We start from the raw sequence: 20,431 nt of genomic DNA on the forward strand, positions 1-20,431 counted from the left end.
CCAGGGGATTCGGGGAAGAGGCCGATGAACAACGCGACTGAGGTGTTCCAGCCGCTGCAGGCGGACGATCCGCCCGTGGTGGCCGGCTACCGCCTTGCCGCCCGGCTCGGCGCGGGTGGCATGGGCCGGGTCTATCTGTCGCACACACAGGGCGGCCGACCGGTGGCGATCAAGGTGGTGCGGCCGGAGCTGGCCGACGCCCCGGCCTTCCGACGGCGGTTCCGCCGGGAGGTGGAGGCGGCCCGGCGGGTCCGGGGCGCGTACACCGCCGAGCTGATCGACGCCGACGCGGACGGCGTACCGCCCTGGCTGGCCACGCTGTACGTACCCGGGCCGTCCCTGGCGGAGGCCGTCGCCCGGCGTGGACCACTGCCGGTGCCCGCGGTGCTGTGGCTGATGGCGGGGGTGGCCGAGGCGCTGCAGGCCATCCACGGTGCGGGAATCGTGCACCGGGATCTGAAGCCGTCGAACGTGTTGCTGGCCGCCGACGGGCCGCGTGTGATCGACTTCGGCATCTCGCTGGCCTCGGACGCCACCTCGCACACAGCCACGGGCTTCGCCGTCGGCACGCCCCAGTTCATGGCTCCCGAGCAGGCGACCGCGGGTGAGGTCACGGCGGCGACCGACGTCTTCGCGCTGGGGCAGACGGCGGCGTTCGCGGCGCTGGGCGAGCCGCTGTACGGGGACGGCTCCGCGGTCAGCGTGCTGTACCGGATCGTGCACTCCGAACCCGACCTGTCCGGTCTGCCCGAGCAGCTCCGTCCGCTGATCGCCCGCTGCCTGGCCGCCGATCCCCAGGAGCGGGCCACCCCGGCGGAGGTTGTCGAGTGGTGCCGGCAGCGGCTGGGCCGGGACGCCGACGCGGGCGCCGGCCCGGCCGTCTGGCGGGAGGTCATGGGGCCGGAGGTGGTGGTTCCGTCTCCGGTCCCCGACCCCACCCCGGTGCACACGCTGCCGTTGGTCGCGCGGCCGCAGCCGGTGTGGCCGGACGAGCGGCGGGCGCGTAGGCGGCGCACCGCGCTGATCACGGCCGCGGCCGTGACGGCAGGGGCGCTGCTGCTGACGGGCTTGGCGTGGACGGTCAAGGAGGCGGCGGACAGGTCTCGCGACCGGGATGCGGCCACGTCCTCGCCGCTCGGTTCGACGGCGTCCGGACGGTCGTCGGCTTCGCCATCGGCGGCCACACCGGCATCGAGGCCCGGTGGCCGGACACCGAGGGCATCGCGGCCCTCCTCGACCGCGCCCAATCCGCCGCGAGCCGTCCCGTACCCCCTCCAGTGGCTGGACGAGAAGACCTCGCTGAGCATCAAGGAGCCGGTCGGGCGCGAGGACCGCAAGGGGGACATCCGCTTCGTCTGCACGGAGACCCGCTGCGCGCTGGAGAGCGACACCAGCGTGATCACCATGCTGTACGGCAAGCCGGGAGCCTCCTTCGATTCCTGCCGTGTCGCCCTCACCGGTGTCAAAGACCGCCGCCTCCCGCTGGCCGCGGCGGCGGCCGGCAGCGAGATCTGCGTCAAGCACCCCTCCGGGGACATCGCGCTGCTGGTGATTCAGGTGAAGTCGACCGCGATGCCGAAGATCGGCTTTATGACCGTGGACATGACGGTCTGGCGAGCGGCGCAGGAGCTGTCGGACCCGACTTCGCGCTGAACCGGCTGCCACGGTGCGCAGTCCGCCGTGGAGCTCGGCGGCGATCGGGCGTACGTCGTCGCCGGGCTGGAGGCGGTCACGGTGAGCCAGCACCCGGGTTCCCACGCGGGCGGCCATCTCGCGGGCGGCGGCGCGAGCAGGTCTTGGTGGCTCCACTCACCGACGTTCACTGAAGCCGTCGTGCGGCCACGCGGTGGAGCCGGGGGGAGGGGGGGAGGGCCGGTTACTGGTCCGCTGGCTCGTTGCCGGGCCGGCTGTCGGCTCACTCCAGGACGGCGAGGTGGTCGGCGGCGCCCCCGTGCCACTCGATCAGGAAGAGGGTCGCGTCGTCACTGGTGCTCCCGCCCCGTTCCTCCTTCAGTGTGTGGGAGAGCGAACGCACCACTGCCCGCACGCCCTTCTCTTTCTGCCCGATGCGGTTGACCCAGTGGATGAGCTGTTCCTCGCCGAACTGCTCTTGGCCGGCTTCGTGCTCCTCGATCAGGCCGTCGGTGAAGCACAGGACCCGATCGCCACGATGGAGTGTCTGCTCGCTGACCTGGGGTTCCTCACCTCCGAAGCCGACCGGCAAGGTGGTCGGGCTCTCCAGTTGCCGGAGGACCTGGCGGTTGCGGATGAGCAGCGGTGGGGGGTGACCCGCGTTGACCCACTGCAGGTGACCCGTTGCGGTGTTCAGGCGCATCATCTGCGCGGTCACGAAGTGTTCGGGGCCGAACTGCTCGGCGATGGCCCGATCCATGAACGCGTAGATCTCGGACAGACCGATGCCGGCACGTCTGGAGTGCCGGTAGGCGCCGATGGCGACCGTGGCCATCGTGGCGGCGTTCAGGCCGTGGCCCATGGCATCAACCACGGCCACATGCAGGATGTCGTCGTTGAGCGCGTAGTCGAAGCTGTCCCCGGCGACGCTGTAGGCGGGCTCCAGGATCCCGGCCACTGAGACCTGCGGCACGGACATCGCCAGCGGCGGGAGCAAGGACCACTGGATTTCCGCAGCCACGCTCATGGGTTCACGGCGCCGGGCGAGGAAGAACTGGTCGGTATAGCTGTGCTTGGTGACCAGCATGTCGGCGATCAAACCGGCGAGCCTGCGCAGCAAGCGCCGGTCGTCGTCATCGACGGTATCCAGAGTGAGGGCCAGCACACCCACCTGGTCACTGCCGTCCAGCAACGGTAGATACATGCGGAGACCGTCTGCCTGCGGTACTTCGACAGTGGTCGCCTCCAGGAAGGCCGTGCCGGCGGGGGAATCAGCGATCGGCTCGGGCTCGCCTACGGTCAGACGTCTGCCCGGCAGCGGCACCAGCAGCAGCTGTGCGTAGTCCTGCAGGAGGATCGAGATGTCCCGGCCACCGACCCTGGCCACCTCTTCCGCGATCAGCGGAGCGACCAGCTGAGGCGGCATCTCGTGTGCCCGGTCCAGCAGCACCCCCAGCAGCCGCTCACCGAACCCCTCCGACCGGTCCACTGTGTCCCTGCCAGGCTGCCGATCACCCTCCGTCATCGCCGTGCCCTTTCAGCTCACCGGCCTGATTTCGCCTGCACGTCCCGAGCCGGTGGTCTCCAACGAGTGGGTCACAGGCAGCCTCGTGCTGGGCTTCGGTGCTGCTCGGCCGCCACACTCGCCAGGACCCGCTGGTTGCCGGCCGTCCGCCGACGGTGCGCAACGGCCCCGGCATATACACACCGGGGCCGCCCTTCCGGGCCGGTTGCACGTGAGAGTGCACCGGTCCACTAACCATGCTATGCCTGTGTCGCTTATCCGGCAGAAGGGCTCTTCTCGGACAGTGCGGCCCTTGATCGAAAAGGGTCTGTGTCACGTCGGCTGCGTCCCCCCGAAAGCCGTATCTCATCCTCGCCTTCTCAGCGCCTGGGCCACGCGTGGGATCTCCTCGTGGGCCAGACGGCCTACCACCGCACCGCCGAAGACGACGACACCGACGCCGACCAGCCAGGACTGGAGGACCAGGACGGTTCCGAAGGGCCCGTAGGTGACCGCGTTGGATGCGATCAACGGCGAGAAGACGACCCGGGAGAAGACCCTGAGACCGAGCAGTCCGATCACGGTGGCCACCGCGCCGGGCAACAGAGCGCGCCAGGCGACCCGCCCGCCGAGCAGCAGGCGCTGCGACCACCAGAAGAACACGACGGCGCTCAGCGCGGCGGCGGAAGCGCCCGCCGGGGATTCTCGCCGCAGTGTGGTGGTCGCGGAGACGAAGAGGTAGCCGGTGAGGACGCCGAGCCACACCACATGCCGCCACCTGGCCCACCAGCGGGCCGGCGGCAGATCCCAGACCTTCTCGTAGCCGGTCTGCACCGCCGCACCGAAGGACAGACCGAAGACGGCGAGGGCGGCAATGCCGAACACGGTCGTGGTCCGCAGTGCCTGGCTGGGCCGGATGAACAGCCGCTCGACCTCTTCCCTGGCGGTAGTCGAGACCCCGAGTCCTTCCCCCAGCCACTGCGCGAACCCCCGCCCGTTCTCCGGATCGCCCGAGGAGACAATGATCAGGAGCGGTACCAGCGTGAGGAGCCCCAACGCCGCGAAGCCCAGGGACCGCTGCCACAGCTCCAGATCTCTGCTCCGCCGCAATCCGCGTCCCACTGGTGAATGGCTGATCGCGTCGCGGAGTCGTCCGAACAGAGATGGGCGGCCTGCTGCACTGGAAGGCTTCATCGGCATGCCCGTCGACTACCACGGTCGATACGGTCACCGCGCGAACGCGCGACGCGCAGGTTCCCGGATAGCCTGGAAGGGGCAAGGACTGCCGGTCGCGGCGGGCTGTGACTGCCTGTGTTGACGGCTCGCACCGGCTGGGTGAACGGCTCAGGAGGGCACGCCATGATCCAGGCAGCCGATATCCGTGAGTGGCGCAACCGCAACGTCGTCGACCCGAAGGGCCACAAGATCGGCGTGCTCGAAGCGATCTATGTGGACACCACCACCGACGAACCGGCCGTGGCCACGGTCCGGACCGGACTCCCCACCCGTCACCGCCTGGCCTTCGTACCCCTGGACGACGCGATTCTCGGGCCGGACTACCTCAAGGTCTCCTACGCCAGGGCGCTGGTGAAGAAGGCACCCTCGGTCGGTATGGACGACATCCTGCCCGCCGGGGCAGAGGAAGCGGTCTTCAGGCACTACGACATGACCTACCAGCCGGGAGCAGGCGGCGAACGGCAACTCGCACGCCGCTGACCGCCGCCCGCGCCCTGTCCCAAGGAGGCGTTCGCGTCATGGCTCTCTTCCTGTTCCTCGCACTGGTGGCCGTCGTGCTGGGGATCATCGGCGCGGTGGCAGAAGGTCTGGGCTACCTGCTGATCATCGGCATCGTGCTCCTGGTGGTCGACCTGGTCTTCATCGCCGTGCGCTGGTCCCGACGGACGGGGCGGCGCCCCATCCGATAGCGCTGGCAGCCGACTCATGGACGGGACGAAAACGGCCGAGCGGTGCGGGGGCGTGAGCAGCGGTCCCGCTATGGCGCGGGTCTGACCCGGTTCAGCAGCGCCGCGGCGTGGTCCGGCACGTAGGTCTGGAGGTGCCGTGGAGGGCGCTCGTAGCCGCTCGACGGCGGGCGCGGAGGCAGACGGAGATCCGGCTGCCGGACATCTCCGTACGGCACGGTCGACAGCAGGTGAGCGATCATGTTGATGCGGGCCGCTCGCTTGTTGTCGCTCTCCACGACGTACCAGGGCGCCTCGGGAATGTCGGTGTGGACGAACATTTCGTCCTTGGCGCGCGAGTATGCCTCCCAGCGGGTGATGGACTCCAGGTCCATCGCGGAGAGCTTCCAGCGGCGCGTGGGGTCGCTCAACCTCTTGCGGAACCGCTGCTCCTGCTCGGCATCGCTCACCGAAAACCAGTACTTGCGCAGCAGGATCCCCTCCTCGACGAGCATCCTCTCGAAGAGGGGGCACTGGCGGAGGAAGCGCTCGTGCTCGTCCGGAGTGCAATAGCCCATGACCCGCTCAATGCCGGCGCGGTTGTACCAGCTGCGGTCGAACAGCACGATCTCGCCCGCGGCCGGGAGATGCTCGACGTAGCGCTGGAAGTACCACTGAGTGCGCTCGCGCTCGGTCGGTACCGGCAGGGCGACGATGCGTGCGACGCGCGGGTTGAGGTGCTCGGTGACCCGCTTGATCGTGCTGCCTTTGCCGGCCGCGTCTCGCCCCTCGAAGAGCACGACGAGCCGCTCGCCTTCGGCCCGTACCCACTCCTGGAGCTTCACCAGCTTGGTCTGCAGACGGAACAGCTCCTTCTCGTACAGGGCTCGGGGCAGGCGACTGGTCCTGCTCTCGTCCGTCGGCGTGCTGCTCTTCGTCCGCTTCGCGCCGGGCACCGTCCTCACCTCCCGCGCCACGTGTCGACGGGACCAGCATGGCGGGTACGGCGGCGCCCCGCCCGATGGGCACGGTGTGGCTTTTGTCGTCCCGCGCAGAGGGGGCGACGGTGAGGGACGACTGCGGCGGGGCAGGTGGCGTGTAGGCCGGTTGATCGGCTCAGGTCGCCGACCTGGGCCTTTGCCCTACCCTGTCCCGCGCCTTGCGCCACCTGCGGCCGAATCTTTGCGCCGCAGTTCTAGGACTTCTGTGGAGCGGGTGACGAGAATCGAACTCGCGCTCTGAGCTTGGGAATCACAGGGGCTTTGGATGCGTCGCCGCAGGTCGGCGGACCGTCGTGCTGCCAGGCGCGGTCTGACGAGGCCGTCGGCTGCACCCGCGGTTGCCCGTGGCTGATCGTCTCTACTGGTGCGGTAGTGGTGCGAGACAGACAAATGCCGCCGTGCCGCCGCTGCCCCGCCAGAGGGATCGCCGCGCCGGTCGCCGCCCCAGCTGCCTCAATGGCACCTTTCATGTGACATTGCCTGAACCGCAGTCTCTGCTGCGCTCCTTCCCGGCCCTCTTGTGGCATTGGCGTCACGTTCTGCCTTGCAGACAATCCCTTTCGTTCGCGTTTCAGAGAGCTGCCGACACCCGGCGCGTTCACTTTCTTCTGAAGCGCGGAGGCACATCGTGGTGCGGTATTCGATAAACCTGCAGAGGCACGCTGGTCTGGGAATACGGGTCGGCGTAGGTGTGGCAACGCTGGTTGGCGGGCTGCTCCCACCGATGGTGGTCGCTGACAGTGCTGCTGCGCAGACGACGCAGCCTCTGGGGTGCCGGGTCTGGCGGGGGCGGTGGCGATGCCATCGTCGTCGACGGCGACGCCTACGGCGCTGGCGGCAGTGGTGGGGACGGGGGCTCTCCTGTCGGCTCTGGCGGCAGTGGTGGCTCCGGCGGCCCAGGTGGGCTTTTCGGCGGTGCCGGCCCCGGCACCGCCGGGTCTGCCGGTGGTTCCTGGGGAAGCGGCGAGGACGGCAGCGTCAGCGGCGACGGGGCCGTCATCATCGACGTGGAGCCAGTCGAACCTTGAAACCCGGGTCCCTGAGCAGGGCCCGTACGCTCGTCCGGGCATCGGGCTGGCTCCTCGCCTGCCCGCTTGGTGTCCAGGGCCGCGCGTTGCGCCGCGTAGCAGGTCGCCAGGCGTCCCGCGATCGGCTGAGCAGACGCTTGTCGGGAACGATCAACCTCTTGAGCGACTGGCCGAGCCCTGCTGGAGAGATTGGCAGCCAGACTGTCTGCCGCGCCGTAGAGATTCGTGTCGCGCCTCGGCGCTTGTGGCCACCCGACCGAATCGCGAGTGAGTGCTTGCCGTCACTGCCCGGTACAGAAGAGACAGCCCTCCCAGTACGGCAACGCGCTCAGGATCCGATGACGTACGCACGAAGCCCTCGCGGCCTCGGCAGAGCTGGGGAAGACGCCGTCATGACGTCCGGCCGTGGCTGTGTCGAACGACTTGACCATGGCTCTGAACTGCCGCAGGTAGTCATGTGCGAATGGTGGCTCGTATCTCAGCTCGTCCCAGCGGTGCCGGCGCATGGCGAGGTCGATGGCGCGTATCACGAAGTTCTTGGCTTGGGTCTGCTCGGACGGCGTCTGACCCCACTCGATGTCCTCCAGGTCGAACCCGACAGCCCCGCGTCCCATGACGTTCTGGTCCTGCAGCGTCAGGAGCGCTGCGAAGCGGTAGTCCCATGCATCGTGAGCGAGATCGGATACGGCGAGCATCAGTACGTCGACGAAGACGCTCGTGCCGCCGTTGGACAAGGAGAGACTGTCTCCTCCGCCGCAAAATACGTTTCCCACTTGGCCACGGTATAGAGAGTCCGGTCCCACCTGCCGTCGGCCCGCTTCAAGTTAGTGGCTCTTGGCGGCTTGGGCGGACCGCCATCCTGCACACCGTGGTCGCCCGTGCGTTACCGCTCCTACTGGCGCGGTAGTTGCGCGAGACGGGTGAATCGCCCGGGCCTGCATGCTTAAGGACCTTCGCTGGCCGTGCGCTCGGTGGCTGCCTCTACTGCGATCCGAGCCGAGGCCGGAGGATGCGCTGTTGGGGGTCATCGCGTGCCTGGCCGGATGTTCGCGTTCAGGCGGAAGAAGTTGGCGGGGTCGTACGTGTTCTTGAGGGACACCAGCCGCTCGTAGTTCCCGCCGTAGGCCGCACGCACGCGCTCCTCGCCCTCTTCTCCCAGGTTGTTCACATACTCGGCTTCCAGGGAGAAGGGGCTCACCATGTCCCACCACCGCCGGACCCACTGCCTCTGTGTCTGGAGTTCCCCGGGGCCGGGCCAGATGGATGCGGCGAAGTTGTCGTACTGCGCGTTCCGGGGACGGAAGGCCGTGGCGGATGGGTCGACGCGGCTGACTGCACCGCCGTATTGCTGGAAGACGATGAGGGACCTGGGGGACGGGACGCGGGCGAAGTGGTCCACCGTGGCCTCCACAGTGTCGTCGGTGATCCGCTCCAGGAAATGGGACTTCCAGTAGTAGCGGAGGCCGGTGGGGAAGAAGGCGTCGGCCGCGGCCTGTAGCTCCGTGTACGCGACCGGGCCGATCTCGTCGACCAGCGGCGGGCCGAACCGCCGGAGTGGCTGCAGTACGCGCTCGCCTTCCTCCACCGACCCGACGTAACAGACGGAGATGGCGAGCATCGGGTCGCCATCCGGCGAAGTCAGGAAGATCGCGTCGGCCGACAGCTCGTCGGGAGCCGACAGGGAGTACTCGCCGTAGAACCTCAAGGCGGCCTTCGCCTTCCCCAGGGGGTGGACGACGACACCTCCGAGCACTTCGGGGCCCACGCGGTGGAGCTGGAACTCGAAGGAGGTCGTGACTCCGAAGTTGGCTCCGGCGCCCCGCAGACCCCAAAAGAGGTCGGCGTTGTCGGACTCGTCTGCCCTCACCATCCGGCCGTCGGCGGTGACGACCTCCGCGGACCGCAGATTGTCGCAGGCCAGGCCGTACCTCCGGGCCAGCCGGCCGACGCCGCCGCCCAGAGTGAGCCCGGCGACGCCCGTGTGCGTCACGACGCCCGCCGTCGTGGCCAGGCCCGATGCCTGCGTGGCTCGGTCCAGTTCCTTGAGGGTCGCACCTCCCTCGACTCGGGCGGTGCAGCACTCCGGATCGACCGCGACACCTCGCATGGGCGAGAGGTCGATCATCAGGCCGCCGGTGCACACCGCTTTGCCAGCGATGTTGTGCCCGCCTCCTCGCACTGACACCAGCAGGTCGTGCTCGCGTGCGAAGGTGACCGCCTGAACGACGTCGGCTGCTCCGGAGCAGCGGGCGATCAGTGCGGGCCGGTGGTCGATCAGGCCGTTCCAGACTGCGCGCGCCTGGTCGTATGCCTGATCATCCGGGCGAAGCAGCTCGCCGCGCAGCTCCGCACCCAAGCGCTCGGCAGCCGATTCGTCCAGGAGTACTAGGTCGCCGGTTCGCGATTTCACCTGCAGGGACGCCACCGCGCCTCCCTGGAGTCTCTCGGGGCTCTCTGTCGGATGCTACGCCGCCGCCCGTCCGACCGCAGGTGCGCAGCGGTGGGCCTGGTCCCGCCGCAACAAACAAGGCCCAGGTCTCTGACCTGGGCCTTCGCTATGGAGCGGGTGACGAGAATCGAACTCGCGCTCTGAGCTTGGGAATCACCCAGCACTTGAGCGCTCAGACGGCCTCTGACCTGCGGGAAAGACCACCAGCTTCAGGGCTCACAACCATCTTCCCGTGCCTGCTGTTGACCGCTGTTCACCGTCCCTACTGGCACGTTGTGGCACGGCTCGTGTCTGTCTTCGGTCGCTGGGAACCTCAGCCTGGTCTTGTGAACGCGGCGCAGCGGCAACGATCGAGACGGAACATGGAGCCGCTCGTGCTCGCCAGGTGGTCCGGCCGCGCAGGTGGCCCAGTCAGCTCGCATGGAATTGGCCCCTGTGATGGGGCAATTGCGCAGTACCGTAGGCGCAATGACAACACGATCTACGTCGGCCGACCAGCCCACGTCCGTAGCCTTGGCCGAGGCGCCGATGCGTCAGGCCCGTAACTCCGCCGCCTTGTGGACCGCGACCGGCCGATGCCGGGGGCATGAGGTCATCCGGCGCCGCGGATTCGTCGCGGTCGACGGCGACGTGCGCGCCGGCCTGCGGATCCTGATCCAAGAGCCGGTCCTCGACCCGCGCGAACTGACCGAGTTGAGCGAGCTGGTACGCCGAGCCGCAGGCCCGGTGAACGCCGAGGATCCGTTCAGCTCGACCGACCTGAGCCACCTGGGCATGCGCAGCTGGCAGATGCCGGTCATGCTGCGCCCGCCCGGGCCCGTCGGCGAACCGATGCTGGACGTGATCCGGGTACGGCGGCCCGAGGACCTCCAGGCGGCCGAGCGGATCGTGATCGAGGGCTTCGAGCTGGCCGGATTCAAGCCCTACCGCCCCGGCGAGCTGTTCCCGACGGCGCTGATCGAGCAGCCGGGCGTGGACGTGTTCGTCGCCACGCACGACGGCGTGCCCGCGGGAGCCGGCGTCAGCGTCGTGGACGACGGCGTCGGCGGCCATCACTGGGTCGGCACTTCGCCGGCTTTCCGGTCGCGTGGCGTGGGGCGGGCCGTCATGCTCGGCTCCCTCGCCCACCTGGCGGACCTGCCGGTCACGCTCACCGCTTCGAAGCTGGGCAGGCCGCTGTACGAGTCGCTGGGTTACACCGCCGCGGCGCCCTCGACCTGGTGGGCCTCTCAGTGACGCCACCGCGAAGGCGGAGTGGACATCGGTGGTGGCCACAATCCGCTGCAAGGCCCGGCGGCAGGTCATGGGATGACCTCGCAGATGTCGGCGCCCAGGGCGTGGAGTTTTGTCGGCAGGTCGGCGTGGCCTCGGCGGAGCTGGTCGAGTCCGCCCAAGGTGGTGACCCCGTGCGCGGTCAGGCCGGCGACGAGAAGAGCCGAGCCGGTGCGGATGTCGGTGGCTTCCACACCTGCGCCGGTCAGCCGCTGCGGGCCGGTGAGACGGCACCGGGTGGGTGACAGTTCCTCGATGGCGGCGCCGAGGCGCGCCAGGTGGGGCAGCAGATTGCCGTGCCGACCCGGGTTGATCGAATCGGCGAACAGATGGGTGCCCGGTAACCCCAAAGCGAGAGCCATCAGCGGCGGTTCGAAGTCGGCGTCAAGGCCACCAGGCGCCAGGGAAGCGACCGCCCGCAAGGAGCGATGCGTCCGGCGGGGCTTCCTGGGCCTGGATGGTGAGTGCCTCTGCTTCCGTGATGGCGGGGATGCCGAGCCAGCGGAGCGCGGCCGCCATGGGAGCGACGTCCTTGCCGGCTACGCCTGAGATACGTCCGCTGCCGCCGGTGGCCGCAATCGCGCAAGCGAGAGTCCCGGCTTCGATCTTGTCTCCCGGCACCTTCCACACCGGGACGTCGTCGGACGCTGCGGTCGGCGGTGTGAGGGTGAGAACGCGCTCGCTGACCTGCGACTGCCAGCCCACCGACCGCAGGGCGTCCAGGACGGCGGTGACCTCTGGTGAGAGGTTGGGGTGGATGATGCGCAGCGGCCGGCGAGCCACAACGGTTCGCAAGATGGCCGCGATGCTGGCGCCCCGGGACCGGAAGGGCAGGGTTACCGACACCGGCGCTGTACTGGACTTGCCAATCTTCACGAGATATCCGTCGTCATCAACGGCCACCCGGTCCCCGTATGCCTCGTAGACCTTGAAGTGCTGTTCCATGCCGCGCTCGCCGATCTGGCAGCCGCCCGGCCAGGGCAGGCGAGCCCGCCCGTGGACGGCGAGCAGCGCGGGCACGACGTAGTACGAGGCGCGAATGCGGGCGGCCTCGCGCAGCCCTGGCCCGACGCGCGATCCGTCGTTGGGCAGGAGCACGACGGTGTCGGGCTCGCCGACGGGCCGGGTGACGTGGCAGTCGGCGTGCTGCACCAGCGTGAGCATGGTCTGTACGTCCGTGCTCGCCGGGACATTGCTCAGACGTACGGGGCGGCGCAGGCACGCGGCGGCGGCAAGGAGCGGAAGGGCGGCTCTTGGAGCCGTCGACCGTGACGGTGCCGGTGAGTGGTCGGCCGGGGCGGACGGCAACGACCTCGGCGACTGGGAGTCGGTTGGACACCGCGATTACCTCCTCGGAAGCGGAACGTGGCCTGTCGGTTGAGGGCAGGGACTGGCCTGATCAGGGGATTCATCAGGCGGCAGTTGGATGTCGGCCCAGCACTGCTTGCCTGTCGGTGTCGGCTCCACGGCGTGGCGGGTGGCCAGCGCCGCCACGATGAACAGGCCGCGGCCGTTCTCCTTCTCCGAGGCGGGAAGCCTCGGCCGGGGAAGCTTGCTGCTGGAGTCGCGGACTTCGATGCGGAGAACGCTGTCCTGGAGGCGCAGGCCCAACGAGACGGGCTCGGGACCGGCGTGCCGCACGGCGTTGGCGAGCAGTTCCGCCGTCACGAGTTCCGCGGCGTTGAGAGCTTCGCTGCCCGGCCGCAGGCCCCAGCCCGTTATCTCGGCGACGGCCCGGCGCCGTGCCTCACTGGCGTCACGTGTGGTGCTGGGTACGGAGAAGCTGAGCTGGCGGACTTCCATGAGCGGCCTCCCGAGCGACTATGGCCACTCCACGTAACTGGTCCGGGACAGGCCGCTGCCAGGACTGGTGCCATCGCTGCATGACTTATGCAGGACGTGCATCACGGTCGATTACTTGCGGACTACGCTCGGTTGAGCAGGCAGGATCGCGACGGCAGGAGGGGCCGTGGCACAGATGGCCGATGCACAGGGTGAGGCCAGACGGATCGGCGAAGTGATCCGCCGGGCACGGGTCTTACAGCGGCGCTCGCAAGCGAGCGTCGCCGCAGAGCTGGGCTACCACCAGTCCAAGGTGAGCCGCTTGGAGAACGGCCGCGGAACCGAGGACACACGGGTGCTGCGCGAGGTCGCGAGAGAACTCGACATTCCGCTTCACGACCTCGGCCTCGCCGCAGCCCCCGACGCCAGCACCGCCGACCACGAGACAGAGGACATGCACCGCCGTACCTTCCTCGCCGCCAGCATCGCCACGCTCGCAGCAGCACCGCCTGCCGCCCCAACACACCACGAGCTAACTCAGGTTCTGCTCCCTGGCACGAACCCCGCGGGCACCGGGCAAGCGCTGGACATCGACGAGCTGTGCCACCGGGCCAGGGCTGTACGCCGACTGTTCTGTACGTGCGACTACGCGGAGCTGGAGCGACCTTGCCTGGTCTGATCGCCGACCTGCGCCAGGCGACCAGCGGCTCATCCATGTCGGTGGAGGCGTCCGGGTTGCTGGCGACCGCCTACCAGACCTCGGTCAGCCTGCTGCTCAAGCGAGCCGACCACGGCAACGCCTGGCTCGCGGCCGGTCGGGCCATGGCCGAGGCAGAGCGGTCCGGAGACCCCGTCGCCCTCGCTGCCAGCGTCCGCGTCCACGCACACGTCCTCGTCCGCGAAAGGCACACCGCGCAAGCCGTGGACATGGTCCGCCACACCGCCGACCAGCTCACCGGCTCCTACGACCAGCGCTCACCGCGGTACCTGGCCTCCGTCGGCCTCCTGCTGCTCCGTGGCGCGACCGCCGCCAGCCGGAACGGGGACCGCGACACCACCCGGGAATTCCTCACCGAAGCCAAAGAGGTGGCCCGCTACGTTGCCTTCGACCGGCCAGACGCCTGGGCGAACTTCAGCCCCACCAACGTCGCCCTCCACGAGGTCAGCGCAGCCGTCTCTTTCGGCGACGCCGGCATCGCCCTGAACACCGCCCGCCCGCTCATGCGCCGCCACATCCCCGTCCCCGAACGCCGGGCCGCCCTGTGGGTGGACACTGCCCGCGCCTACAGTCAGCAGGGCAGGCTCGCCGACGGCTACCAGGCCCTGCGCATCGCCGAGAGTTGCGCGGCCCAGGACATCCGCCGCCCCGCGGTGCGCGAACTGGTCGCCGACATGGCAGCCCGCGACCGCCACCGTGCACTGCCCGAACTGCATCACTTCAGCCGCCGACTGGGGGTCCCCGCGTGACCGAGCAGACCAAGTCCTTCCTCTACGTCGTCGTCTGCGCGGCCGGCATTGCCGACAACGTCGGTAAGCTCATCACCGCAGCGCAGGAGCAGAACTGGAACGTCGGCGTGGTCGCCACCCCGCAGGGCCTCGGCTTCATAGACGCGACCGCCATCGAAGCCCAGACCGGCTACCCCATCCGCTCGGCCTGGCGCAGCCCCGGAGACCCCAGGCCGCTGCCACCCGCCGACGCCATCGCGGTCGCCCCGGCCACCTTCAACACCATCAACAAGTGGGCCGCCGGCATCTCGGACACCCTCGCTGTGGGCATCCTGTGCGAGGCGTACGGCCTCGGTATCCCCATCGCCGCGCTGCCGTACCTGAACGCCGCCCAGGCCGCCCACCCTGCGTACCAGCAGAGCCTGGACCGGCTACGCGGAATGGGCGTCCTGATCGGCTCCTATGAACCCCACAGGCCCAAGGCTGGCGGCGGGGCCGACCGCTTCCGCTGGGAGGAGGCGCTGGAACTGCTCGCGCCCCAGGTGGCCGCCGCCGGGTGACGCTCCTTGCCTGCGCCTTGTGATCTGCAGCCACGTGGCCTTTCGTCGGCGGTGGCAGGAGAAGTGCCCAGCATGAAAATGCGTTGGAACCACGTGCTCAGCCGTGCCAGGCTGACCGGTGTCGAAGGGGTGTAGCTCAGAGGCCAGAGCGCCGGTCTCCAAAACCGGATGTCGCAGGTTCGACTCCTGTCACCCCTGCCATAGCCATGTATCACCGGCGACGGTACGGAATGAAGCACCGGTGGCCCTGCGGAATCCCGCAGGGCCACCCGTGTTTGCGGGTTGGCATCGACGGCCTCGGGTGAAGCTGTTGCCCGGCCATCACCGGGCCTTGCGCGGCCGGTCGTTGCGGCTCGCCGAGGGCCGGGCGGCACGCACGGTGGCCTGGGCCGAGGTCGAGCTGTAGTGCTCGGGCATCGTGGAGGCATCTGCGGGCAGACCGGCCATGCGCCGCAGCCGCCACACCAGCACGTCGCTGACCGACTCGGCCGTCTCCAACTCCCGCCGTTCGGCAGCCTCGGCCAGGAGGGCGGCTGGGTCGTGGCCCGCGGTCTCGGCGTCGGCGAGGGTGGCTGCGAGTGCATACCAGCCCGGCTCGGCCAGGACCTGCTCCGCCAGCTCCGGCACCGCCTGCCGCAAGTACGCGACCTGCTTGTGCCGCAGGGGCTGCGACAGGCGCCGGCCCCGCTGATACAGCACACCCATGGGCATCGCGGTTGCGGCCTGGTAGGCGGCGCGCAGGTGCTCGGCGGCCTCGCGGGCGGCGGCGGCCTGCTGGGCGTGGAGGGCCTCTGTGGGCCGATTTCCGTTGTCGAGTGGTGCGCAAGTGGTGCGGGAGTCCAGGAGAGGTCTAGACAACCAACAAGGCCCAGGTCTCTGACCTGGGCCTTCGCTATGGAGCGGGTGACGAGAATCGAACTCGCGCTCTGAGCTTGGGAAGCTCATGTTCTACCATTAAACTACACCCGCGAAGCGGAGCGCTGATCTCTCAGTGCCGCATCGTCGCACACTGTACCCCATTCCTGACCCCAGCCGCATTGGCCCTGGGGTCTTCGTGCTGTTAGGGCAAGCGATGTGACTGCGGGCGGCTGGAGTTGGGGCGTACGGTGGGGGTCGGAGTGCCGCGTGGAGCGGCGGCCTGTTCATCCCCTAATGTGGCTTTTGTCTTTCACGTTCTCGGGGAAGGGACTCGATGGAGCGCACCGTCGTCCGTTGTGCCGAAGGGCACGTGTTCAGCACCGCTTCGTTCCCGATGCAGAACCTCGGCGCCGATCGGATCGGGCCCGGGCGGCTGCTGCGCTGTCCGCAGTGTGCGCGGTTGCGGCACGCGGTGCCGGTGCAGCTTCAGAAGCGGTAGAGCCGTCGATCGGGAGCGGTAGGGCCGTCGGTCGAGAGCGGTGGATCGGGGGCCGTAGGGCAGTCGGGATCGCGGGAGCCGCGGTGTCCGCGTTGGGGCGGGCCCGCGGTGTCCGCGTCGTTTGCGTATCCTCGTCCCGTGCTTCTCTCTGACAAGGACATCCGCGCCCAGATCGACGCCGGGCGGGTGCGGATCGATCCGTACGACCCGGACATGGTGCAGCCGTCGAGTATCGACGTGCGCCTCGACCGCTTCTTCCGGGTGTTCGAGAACCACCGCTATCCGCACATCGACCCCGCCGTCGAGCAGGCCGACCTGACGCGGCTGGTGGAGCCGGAGGGCGATGAGGCGTTCATCCTGCACCCCGGGGAGTTCGTGCTCGCCTCGACCTACGAGGTCATCAGCCTGCCCGACGACATCGCCTCCCGGCTGGAGGGCAAGTCCAGCCTGGGCCGGCTGGGGCTGCTGACGCACTCGACCGCCGGGTTCATCGATCCGGGGTTCTCCGGGCACGTCACCCTGGAGCTGTCGAACGTCGCGACGCTGCCGATCAAGCTGTGGCCGGGGATGAAGATCGGGCAGCTGTGCATGTTCCAGCTGGCCTCGCCCGCCGAGCACCCCTACGGCTCCGCGCGGTACGGCTCCCGGTACCAGGGGCAGCGTGGTCCCACGCCCTCGCGCTCGTTCCTGAATTTCCACCGGACGCAGGTGTGACGGGCATGAGCGACGTACGGGAGAACCTGACCTACGAGCGGTTCGGCGGCGCGATCCGCGAGCTGGCGCAGACCATCGCCGACGACGGGTTCGAGCCCGACATCGTGCTGTCCATCGCCCGGGGCGGGGTCTTCGTCGCCGGCGGGCTGGCCTACGCGCTGGACTGCAAGAACATCCACCTGGTGAATGTGGAGTTCTACACAGGCGTGGGGACGACCCTGGAAATGCCCGTTATGTTGGCGCCCGTCCCGAATGCGATCGATTTCTCTGACAAGAAGGTCCTGATCGCCGACGACGTCGCCGACACCGGCAAGACGCTCAAGCTGGTCCACGACTTCTGCGTCGGCACCGTCGCCGACGTACGCAGCGCCGTCATCTACGAGAAGTCGCACTCCCTCGTGAAGTGCGAGTACGTGTGGAAGCGGACCGACGACTGGATCAACTTCCCGTGGAGCGTCGAGCCCCCCGTCATCCGGCGTGACGGGCAGGTCCTCGACGCCTGAGGGCGGCGAGCACGACGCACAACGCGGCGAGCGCGACGCACACAACGCGAAAGGGCCCCGGCCGTCGGCGGAAGCCGACGGCCGGGGCCCTTCGCATGCGCGTCGGCCCGCCTACAGCGTGCCCAGCTTCAGCAGGCTCAGCAGCCCTATCAGCTGGATCGACGACGCCCCCAGCGCCTTCGGCCACGGCAGGTCGTGCGACTTGCTCACCATCGAGGTGAACAGCGCACCCGCCGCCACCCACGTCGCCCAGCCCAGGGCCTGTACGAACATGCTGTCGCCGCCCAGGAACATCGCGAACAGCAGTCGCGGCGCGTCCGTGACCGACATGATCAGCATCGACAGGCCGATCGTCGGCGCCCACGTGCCGTCGCCGCCGAGCTGGCGGGCCAGGGTGTGGGTGACCGCGCCCAGCACCAGGCCGCCGAGCACCATCGCCACGCCCGTGCACAGCATCGCCGGGATGCTGTTCGACATCGAGGCGTTCAGCACGTCCTCGCGGGCCTTGTCGAAGCCGAAGACCGCGAGCAGGCCGTAGAGGAACGTGACGATCAGCGCCGGGCCCCACATCGCGTGGTCCCGCATCTGCCAGAAGGTGGCCGGCGGGCGCAGCACGATGCCGCTCAGCAGCTCCTTCCAGTGCAGGCGGGGGCCGGGCGGCGGGCCCGCGGGTCCGCCGCCGTAGGGGGCGCCGTATTCGTCGTCGTACGGGCCGGGGGCGTAGCCCGGGCCCGGGTCCTGGCGGCCGTACGGGTCGTAGTCGGGCGCCTCGCCCAGGCTGAACTGCTGGGTCTGCCCGGGGTCACCGCCGGGGTAGCCGCCGGGAGCGCCGTGCGCGGGGTACGGGTCCTGACCGTCGAAGTACTCCGGCCCGTCGTCCTGCGGCGACCACTGCGGCTGTCCGCCGTGCGGAGGCCGCGGCCCGCCGTGCTGCTGACCGTACGGAGCCTGACCGCCGCGCGGGGCCTGCGGTCCGCCGTAGGGGGCGCTGCGCGGGGCCTGCGGTCCGCCGTAAGGAGAGCCGTGCGGGGTTTGCTGCCCGTACGGCGCTCGCGGTGGTTGCTGCCCGGGGTAGTGCCCGGGCTGGCCCTGCGGCCCCTGTTGCGTGGAGCGGGAGTCCCGTCCACGTCCCATCCTGAATCCAGCCACGATTCGAACGTACCTGGTCGCCAGGTCCGCTATGCCGGGCCTGCGGTAACAGGCCCGGCATTGCGGCCGAGCTGTGACATCCCTTAGGGGAACCCTGGGGGGACCGCACCAGGTCGCGCGTCGCGGGTCGCCGCCGTTGCCAGCGCACCGTCAGCTGTTGCGCCAGCGCGCCGTCAGCCGTTGTGCCAGCGCACCGTCAGCCGTTGTCGGCCCGGTGCCAGTCGGTGCCGAGTCGGTGGCAGTCCGGTGCCAGTCGTCGTCAGCCCGAGATGACGCTGCCGAACTGCGGCGTGCCCGCCGTGCTCACGCCGACCGCTGACGGTGCGTGAGAGCGCGCCCCGGCCGTGACGATCCGCGTGCCGTCCGAACGGAGCGCGACGACCGAGCCGTTGCCCTCGTTCTCGCCGTTCGCGCCGACCGTCAGGTCCGCCTTGCCGTCGCCGGTGACGTCGGAGAGGAAGACCTCCCCGCCGAAGTGGTCGTAGCTCTCGTTGTGGCCCGGCACGCCCTCGGTGTCCTGCTGGAAGTACTGCACGCCGGTGGTGGTGTCCAGGCCGCTGGGCGAGCCGTAGACGACGGTGACAGTGCCGGTCTCGGTGGCGCCGCCGAGGTCCTCGGCGGGGGCGCCGATGGCGAGGTCCTGGATGGCGTCGCCGTTGACGTCCCCGAGTGTGACCTCCCAGCCGAACGAGTCGCCCGTCTCCGAGCTGCCGGGGATGGCGCCGGAGTCCTGGGTGATGGCGGCGGTGTCGTCGGTCGGGCCGCTCGCCGAGCCGTACCGGACGGTCACCTTGCCGCCCTTGGTGGTGCCGGGCACGGTGTCGTCCCAGTGCAGGCCGGTGACCAGATCGCCGTAGCCGTCGCCGTTGACGTCTCCGATGGCGGTGATGACGCCGGCGGGCAGCTTCTTCGCGTCGGCCGAGCTGAGGCCGGAGGCGGTGCCGTGCAGGTAGTAGTTGGCGTTGTAGAGGTACTCGCCGGAGCCGGTGCCCTCGACACCGTTGACCACGAGGTCCGTCCTGCCGTCGGCGTCCACGTCACCGGGGGTGAGGCTGATCACGCCCGCGCCGCCGCCGAGGATCGGCGTGCTGACGGCCGCCTTGGAACCCGCCGTACCGGACTTGGCGATGCCGCCCTTGAAGAGGCGGAGGGTGGCGGACGAGTCGCCGACGACCAGGTCGGTCTTCGCGTCGCCGTCGAAGTCCCCGGCGGCGACGGCCGCGCCGAAGCGGTCGTGGTCGTGCGGTGCCGGATCGGCGATGGTGGTGCCGCCGGCCAGGCCGGTGGCCGAGCCCCAGATGATCTCGGTGGTGCCGCCGTCGGTGTCGCTGGAGACGTCCTCGCCGGGCGCGCCGACGGCGAGGTCGGCGTAGCCGTCGCCGTTGAAGTCACCGGCGCTGGTGGTGCCGCCGAAGTAGTCGCCGTTCTCGGCGGTGCCGGGGACGCCCGTCGAGTTCTGGGTGATGGTGGCGCGGCGGGTGGCCCCGGCGCCGTCCTGCGACCCGTACAGGATCGTGATCTGCCCGGCCTTGGCCTGCCCGGCGACGGTCGCGAACGGGGAGGAGACCGCGAGGTCGCGGAATCCGTCGTTGTCGAAGTCGCCCTGGACGCCGGTAGGGGCGGCGGCGGCCTGGCCCGCGACGGCCGTGAGCAGCCCGGCGGTCAGGGCGGCCACGGTGGCGGAGGCGAGGGCGATGCGGTGGTGCTTGTGCACGCGGAGTTCTCCTGCGGCATGCGGGGATGCGTGGGGGACATCCACAGTTGACGGGGGTGCCGGAGCGCCGCGGTTCGCCGGAGGTTCATGCCGGGTCGGGCGGCGGTTGGCGAAGAGGAGACCGGCGGCGATGGCCGAAGGTTGTATGTCGGTGGCTGGTTTTCGCCCCTTGGTCGCGCGCGATCGGCAGCGACGTTGCGCAGCGACGCCGCAGTGAAGTCGGCAGCGACGCCGGCAGCGACGCCGGCAGCGAAGTTGGCAGCGAATCGGGCAGCGGAGGCGGCGACGAAGCGGACATCGGCGGCTTACGCGGCGCTGAGCGGCTCTGCGGTACGGTCCGAGTGGGAACTTCGGGCATGAAGCTGCCGAGATCGCCGATCCTGTTGTGATCCGGGGCACTTCGCGGTCAGGATCGGGTG

The 20,431-nt window shown here is 69.6% G+C and carries 16 protein-coding genes, 2 tRNA genes and 3 pseudogenes; 10 read left to right on the plus strand and 11 right to left on the minus strand.

Going from position 1 to position 20,431, the window contains the following annotated elements:
- Positions 1 to 24: 24 nt before the first annotated feature.
- Entirely contained in the window at positions 25 to 1,653 is a 1,629-nt protein-coding gene (locus tag ACQUSR_RS17220) for a serine/threonine-protein kinase (RefSeq protein ID WP_431043458.1), read from the plus strand.
- 262 nt (positions 1,654 to 1,915) lie between these two features.
- Here ACQUSR_RS17220 and ACQUSR_RS17225 read toward each other — a convergent pair whose 3' ends face one another.
- Positions 1,916 to 3,157 carry a PP2C family protein-serine/threonine phosphatase gene (locus tag ACQUSR_RS17225; protein ID WP_431043459.1) on the minus strand — a complete coding sequence of 414 codons (1,242 nt, stop codon included), beginning with the start codon at positions 3,155 to 3,157 and terminating at the stop codon, positions 1,916 to 1,918.
- A gap of 345 nt (positions 3,158 to 3,502) precedes the next feature.
- Positions 3,503 to 4,336, minus strand: a complete 834-nt coding sequence (locus tag ACQUSR_RS17230; protein ID WP_431043460.1) for a YhjD/YihY/BrkB family envelope integrity protein — start codon at positions 4,334 to 4,336, stop codon at positions 3,503 to 3,505.
- A gap of 159 nt (positions 4,337 to 4,495) precedes the next feature.
- Here ACQUSR_RS17230 and ACQUSR_RS17235 point away from each other — a divergent pair, with 159 nt between their 5' ends.
- Both ACQUSR_RS17235 and ACQUSR_RS17240 read left to right on the plus strand, forming a co-directional pair.
- Positions 4,496 to 4,852, plus strand: a complete 357-nt coding sequence (locus ACQUSR_RS17235; RefSeq protein WP_431043461.1) for a PRC-barrel domain-containing protein — start codon at positions 4,496 to 4,498, stop codon at positions 4,850 to 4,852.
- Positions 4,853 to 4,890: 38 nt separating this feature from the next.
- Entirely contained in the window at positions 4,891 to 5,061 is a 171-nt protein-coding gene (locus ACQUSR_RS17240) for a hypothetical protein (protein WP_431043462.1), read from the plus strand.
- A 68-nt stretch (positions 5,062 to 5,129) separates the two neighbouring features.
- On the opposite strand, the gene ppk2 is transcribed toward ACQUSR_RS17240, so the two are convergent.
- From ppk2 to ACQUSR_RS17255, 3 genes are all read right to left on the minus strand, one after another.
- Positions 5,130 to 5,993 carry a polyphosphate kinase 2 gene (ppk2, locus tag ACQUSR_RS17245; RefSeq protein ID WP_431043463.1) on the minus strand — a complete coding sequence of 288 codons (864 nt, stop codon included), beginning with the start codon at positions 5,991 to 5,993 and terminating at the stop codon, positions 5,130 to 5,132.
- Between the two features lie 1,354 nt (positions 5,994 to 7,347).
- Positions 7,348 to 7,800 (minus strand): hypothetical protein, encoded by a 453-nt coding sequence (locus ACQUSR_RS17250; RefSeq protein WP_431043464.1) that lies wholly within the window; start codon positions 7,798 to 7,800, stop codon positions 7,348 to 7,350.
- A 290-nt stretch (positions 7,801 to 8,090) separates the two neighbouring features.
- Positions 8,091 to 9,491, minus strand: coding sequence for an FAD-binding oxidoreductase (locus tag ACQUSR_RS17255; protein ID WP_431043465.1), 1,401 nt, complete (start codon positions 9,489 to 9,491; stop codon positions 8,091 to 8,093).
- Positions 9,492 to 9,983: 492 nt separating this feature from the next.
- On the opposite strand from ACQUSR_RS17255, the gene ACQUSR_RS17260 reads away from it, so the two are divergent.
- On the plus strand, positions 9,984 to 10,751 hold the full coding sequence (locus ACQUSR_RS17260) for a GNAT family N-acetyltransferase (protein ID WP_431043466.1): 768 nt from the start codon (positions 9,984 to 9,986) through the stop codon (positions 10,749 to 10,751).
- A gap of 65 nt (positions 10,752 to 10,816) precedes the next feature.
- Here ACQUSR_RS17260 and ACQUSR_RS17265 read toward each other — a convergent pair.
- A pseudogene (locus ACQUSR_RS17265) lies at positions 10,817 to 12,126 on the minus strand (UDP-N-acetylglucosamine 1-carboxyvinyltransferase).
- Between the two features lie 5 nt (positions 12,127 to 12,131).
- Positions 12,132 to 12,590: an ATP-binding protein gene (locus ACQUSR_RS17270; protein WP_431043467.1), complete on the minus strand. Its 459-nt coding sequence runs from the start codon at positions 12,588 to 12,590 to the stop codon at positions 12,132 to 12,134.
- A 175-nt stretch (positions 12,591 to 12,765) separates the two neighbouring features.
- Between ACQUSR_RS17270 and ACQUSR_RS17275 the strand changes: the two are divergent.
- The 3 genes and pseudogenes from ACQUSR_RS17275 to ACQUSR_RS17285 all read left to right on the plus strand — a co-directional run bounded on the left by ACQUSR_RS17275 (position 12,766) and on the right by ACQUSR_RS17285 (position 14,776).
- A pseudogene (locus ACQUSR_RS17275) lies at positions 12,766 to 14,036 on the plus strand (helix-turn-helix domain-containing protein).
- On the plus strand, positions 14,033 to 14,575 hold the full coding sequence (locus ACQUSR_RS17280; protein WP_431043468.1) for a flavoprotein: 543 nt from the start codon (positions 14,033 to 14,035) through the stop codon (positions 14,573 to 14,575). The pseudogene ACQUSR_RS17275 and the gene ACQUSR_RS17280 overlap by 4 nt, the downstream one beginning before the upstream one ends.
- A 125-nt stretch (positions 14,576 to 14,700) precedes the next feature.
- Positions 14,701 to 14,776: transfer RNA gene (locus ACQUSR_RS17285), tRNA-Trp, on the plus strand.
- A 120-nt stretch (positions 14,777 to 14,896) separates the two neighbouring features.
- Here ACQUSR_RS17285 and ACQUSR_RS17290 read toward each other — a convergent pair.
- Together ACQUSR_RS17290 and ACQUSR_RS17295 are read right to left on the minus strand one after the other, a co-directional pair.
- Positions 14,897 to 15,358, minus strand: a pseudogene (locus tag ACQUSR_RS17290) (mobilization protein); the annotation flags it as partial.
- A gap of 112 nt (positions 15,359 to 15,470) precedes the next feature.
- Positions 15,471 to 15,544 (minus strand) — tRNA-Gly (locus tag ACQUSR_RS17295).
- 223 nt (positions 15,545 to 15,767) lie between these two features.
- Here ACQUSR_RS17295 and ACQUSR_RS17300 point away from each other — a divergent pair.
- The 3 genes from ACQUSR_RS17300 (at position 15,768) to ACQUSR_RS17310 (ending at position 17,149) form a co-directional block, all read left to right on the plus strand.
- Positions 15,768 to 15,932, plus strand: coding sequence for a hypothetical protein (locus tag ACQUSR_RS17300; protein ID WP_304462667.1), 165 nt, complete (start codon positions 15,768 to 15,770; stop codon positions 15,930 to 15,932).
- A gap of 138 nt (positions 15,933 to 16,070) precedes the next feature.
- Positions 16,071 to 16,646, plus strand: a complete 576-nt coding sequence (dcd, locus tag ACQUSR_RS17305; protein ID WP_431043469.1) for a dCTP deaminase — start codon at positions 16,071 to 16,073, stop codon at positions 16,644 to 16,646.
- Positions 16,647 to 16,651: 5 nt separating this feature from the next.
- The gene (locus tag ACQUSR_RS17310; RefSeq protein ID WP_431043470.1) at positions 16,652 to 17,149 is read left to right on the plus strand and encodes a phosphoribosyltransferase; all 498 of its coding nucleotides are present in this window, start codon (positions 16,652 to 16,654) and stop codon (positions 17,147 to 17,149) included.
- Positions 17,150 to 17,260: 111 nt separating this feature from the next.
- Here ACQUSR_RS17310 and ACQUSR_RS17315 read toward each other — a convergent pair whose 3' ends face one another.
- Together ACQUSR_RS17315 and ACQUSR_RS17320 are read right to left on the minus strand one after the other, a co-directional pair.
- On the minus strand, positions 17,261 to 18,298 hold the full coding sequence (locus ACQUSR_RS17315; protein ID WP_431043471.1) for a YIP1 family protein: 1,038 nt from the start codon (positions 18,296 to 18,298) through the stop codon (positions 17,261 to 17,263).
- Positions 18,299 to 18,557: 259 nt separating this feature from the next.
- On the minus strand, positions 18,558 to 20,012 hold the full coding sequence (locus tag ACQUSR_RS17320; RefSeq protein WP_431043472.1) for an FG-GAP-like repeat-containing protein: 1,455 nt from the start codon (positions 20,010 to 20,012) through the stop codon (positions 18,558 to 18,560).
- Positions 20,013 to 20,431 lie beyond the last annotated feature (419 nt).

The sequence above is a fragment of the Streptomyces sp. P1-3 genome (assembly GCF_050613155.1).
Taxonomy (GTDB): Bacteria; Actinomycetota; Actinomycetes; order Streptomycetales; family Streptomycetaceae; genus Streptomyces.